At 39.6% G+C, this 4,044-nt stretch carries 2 protein-coding genes and 1 pseudogene; all 3 read left to right on the top strand.

From position 1 onward, the window contains the following. On the top strand, positions 1 to 2,509 hold a 2,509-nt coding region (locus Q0C29_RS01040; RefSeq protein ID WP_291998805.1), incomplete at its 5' end, for an ABC transporter substrate-binding protein. A gap of 140 nt (positions 2,510 to 2,649) precedes the next feature. Continuing rightward, a complete protein-coding gene (locus Q0C29_RS01035; protein ID WP_291998804.1) occupies positions 2,650 to 3,771 on the top strand; it encodes an ABC transporter permease in 1,122 nt (373 codons plus the stop codon). Positions 3,772 to 3,773: 2 nt separating this feature from the next. Further along, a pseudogene (locus Q0C29_RS01030) lies at positions 3,774 to 4,044 on the top strand (ABC transporter permease); the annotation flags it as partial.

The following is a 4,044-nucleotide window of genomic DNA, read 5'->3' as shown; positions in this document are numbered from 1 at the left end:
AACAGTAACAACATCAACAGCCACAACAGTAACCACCACAGCAGTAACAACCACAGCCACAACAGTAACAACATCAACCGCAACAACGGTAACCACCACGGCTACTCCCTCAATACCGGTGGCGCAGACTATAGAGTTAATTCAAGTGTCCCCAACCCTAGTGCCTCAGTATTTTGAGACAGACCAAATAGACATTTTCTTGAACCCATACTTCCTTTCATCAACAATCTGGAGTCAGCTAAGATCAATCCCAGGTATTGTAATGTTATCGCCAACTTATGCCAGTGGTGATGGTCTTGAATTTAATCCTTATCCAAGTAATACTACCTTTAATCCACTTGCCTACTGGCAGTTCAGATTTCTATTGAATTATTTAATTCCTCGTTCATACTATGTTAGCCAAATATTTTCAGGTATGGCGACTCCAGCATTAGCATGGCCCTTCATATGGGGTATTAATAGCTACTTGCTAATATTCCCTGAAATTGTAAAGTATAACATACACTATGATCCAACGTACTTCAATCAGTCTGTCTTCACATTGTTCCAGGATATTAATAAGACTGATCCTGTTTGGCATGGTAGGATTCTTTACATTAATGGAAAGTGGTATTATATTCCACCAAACTCCACAACACCTAAGCCTGTTACAATAATATTCTTCATAAGGAATGATGATCCATTCAGGTACGCTATTGGACAAGATATGATGGCTAAGCTGGAGGAGATGGGGTTCACTGTTCAGCCGATATATGGTTCATTATCAACGGCATTTGTCACGGTATTTGGTTCTAACCCAGCTAATATGGAGTGGAGTATATATACAGCTGGCTGGATAATTGGTCCCTCGCCATGGGATACTTGTGGCGGATGCTTCTACGCATCATGGACCGACAATACGCCTGGTTGGGGTACGCCAGGTTACTGGGTTTGGTCTAATGCAACTATTGATAAGCTCACTTACCAAATCTCAGTAGGTAACTTCACTTCACTAGCTCAGTTTGAGAACCTATCAAGAATAGCATTATTTGACGGCTTCCAGCAGGCTATTGTGGACTGGATAGCTGCAGTAAAGTACCCGTATCCAGCCTTAAGCAGTGTTGTTAACTACATGCCGAGTATTTCTGGTCTTGAGTGGTCTCTAGGCTTAGACTATGCTTACTCTACGGCTCATCCAAGTGTGCTTAAAATTGGTATGCTTCATGTCTCGGAGTTCGCTTATAATCCATTCCAGTGGATGGTTGGTGCCGATATATATACTTCTGATATGTTGAATTTTATATTTGATCCGTTTTCTGTAAGTAATCCATTCACTGGTGAACCACAGGTAGCTAGGGGTGGTTGGAGTGTTGAGATTAGTCCTAATGGTTCGGCAATATTCCCAGTACCGGCTAATGCTGTTATTTGGAATGCTACGCTTGGGAAGTGGGTTACTGTTGGTCCTGGTCATTACTCTAAGGATGTTATACGCTACTACTTCAATGGTACTTGGCTAGGCCAGAAGTGGCAGGATGGCCAACCAATAAGCATGGCTGATATTCTCTTCGGTTACTATGTATTATTTGACTTAGCCCAGAGTGGTAAGGATCTAGGACCTAATGTTGCTGCTGCAGGTGATTTAGCTGGTGCATTATCAACCATACCTCAGACAGTGGTTGGTATGCAATTCTTCCCCAATGGCACTGTAGTAGTCTATGATGATTATTGGTTCCCAGACCCTAACATAGTTGCACCATCATTCTTACCTGTTCTCATGCCGTGGCCCATATTAGCGCTTCAATTCTACGCGTATCAGCAGGGTAAGTACGCTTTCACTACCAGTGAGGCTCAGTCGCTTAAGATTCCTCAAATGGACTTCAGATCACCTGACTTCAATAAGTATATAGCCGGCGTGCTTCAGAATTGGATTAGTACTGGTTATGTTTGGGATAATGGCTCATGGGCTATTGTTAATGGTTATAATTACCTGAATAGTAGTATGGTTACTCAAGCCTATGAGGATGCCTTAAACTTCTACAACACCTATGGTAACCTGCTTATTGGTAGTGGTCCATATATACTAAAGAGTATAGTAACTGTATCACCGCAATCAGCAATACTGGTTAGGTGGAGTGGTTATCCATTCAACTACACGTGGTGGTTCAATAGGATTTATGCTTCACAGGGTGTGACTCAGTTACCTCCAGGAGGCAACCTAGTGCCTGCAGTGATTTCAGTATCATCAACTAACGTGACAATAGGGCAGCCTGCTTCATTTAATGTTACAATGTATACTCCTGCTGGTAAGCCATTAATTTACGTGTTCCTGGTTAGTCCAAATGGTACAGTGGTATTTAGTGGAAACTTTACCGGAACAGTCAGCGGATTCACCGGAACAGTAACATTCACAATACCAGCAAGCATAACAAGCAAACTAACACCAGGAACATACTCACTATGGATACTAGCAAGAACAACAATCGTAATATTACCAGACCAGTATAGTTTAACTGTTACAGTAAATGGTTAATGCAAAAAGTGAAATATTAAACTTCCTTATTTAAAATTTATTGAAATCATTTCTATATAAGTAAATAAAAGTAAGTATCATGACAATTTTATCTAAGTCATTAAGGAAAAACTTAAAAGTACTCTAAAAGATTTAGCATGATGTCGTTACTTAGGGCATTGGCTATTAGGATGATAAACCTAGTAATTGTAATGTTCCTAGTGTTAATAATAATATCTGCAGTTCTCTCTGGACCTGCAGCTCATATACTCAAGGTATCTATTGAGCGTCAAGCTGCCGAACAGGTGGCTCACCTTGTTCTCCATAATCCACAATTGACACCTCAGCAGCAACAGCAGCTTCGTAACAAGATCGTTAGCCAATTAGAGAATGCATATGGACTTAATCAACCTTTAATAATAAGGGTATTTTATATTCTCTACAATATAATGACATTTAACTGGGGTTTTTCATATTACCCAGATGAATATGGTATACCATCCGGTAGAGTAGTGTCAATAATAATGTCTGCACTACCTGGTACAATAATACTAGATACACTGGGTATAATGCTTAGCGCGCTCATAGGTATTTGGCTTGGCTTAAGGGCGGCATTTAAGCATGGTACTCTCTATGATAAGGCTGTAATGTATTATGGGGCCTTTGATATTGGTTTACCCCAGTGGTGGATAGCGATACTAATGATACTTATATTTGCTGTTGAACTACGTTTAATTCACTCACCAATAGCGTTCCCATATGGTGGTATAGTTAGTCCACAATACTATAATTATTGGTTATATTCAACTTATAAAGTATTCCTAGATATTAAAATGTTGACTAACTTGCTATGGCATATGGTGCTTCCATTAGCCACTGTTCTAATAGTTAATATTGGGGGTTGGGCGTACTTTGCTAGGTCAATAGTACTGAATATTATTAGAGAAGATTACGTCACCTTCGCTAGAATTAAGGGAATTCCAGAAAATATGGTTGTTAATAAGTATATATTAAGGCCAGCCTTACCAACAATATTAACTAACATATTCTTAACCATACCATTTATAATATTCGGAGGCTTCCTATTAACTGAGGCTGTCTTCCACTGGTGGGGGCTTGGTTATGTACTTAACATAGCTATAGTGGGTGTACCATCACCTGATATGCCTGTGATACTTGCAACAACATACATGTCTACGGTGCTCTACATAATATTAGTGTTCATACTTGAAATACTGTATTACGTCGTTGATCCAAGGATAAGGGAGAGTAGTGGGGTGTGATTATGACTTCTGAGAAGTCTAAGATATCTAATGTAAGAATATTAGGAATGACTTTAGGTGAATTCAGTAAACTCTATGTTAGATCCACGTTAGGTAAAGTGTCTTTAGCTTTCTTCACATTATTAGTTGCAATGTCCATATATGCCCTAATAGTTATACCATCTAACTTCGGGTTTATGTGGAATACCCCATCCTACTGGACATTGTATCCTAAGAATGCTCCACCAGCTTGGATAAACTACATAGTGGGTAATATATATGCCCCACAAATAA

This window comes from Caldivirga sp. (assembly GCF_023256255.1).
Taxonomy (GTDB): Archaea; Thermoproteota; Thermoprotei; order Thermoproteales; family Thermocladiaceae; genus Caldivirga.
The sequence above is the reverse complement of the archived record's forward strand: the minus strand, read 5'-3'. Positions and strand labels throughout refer to the sequence as shown.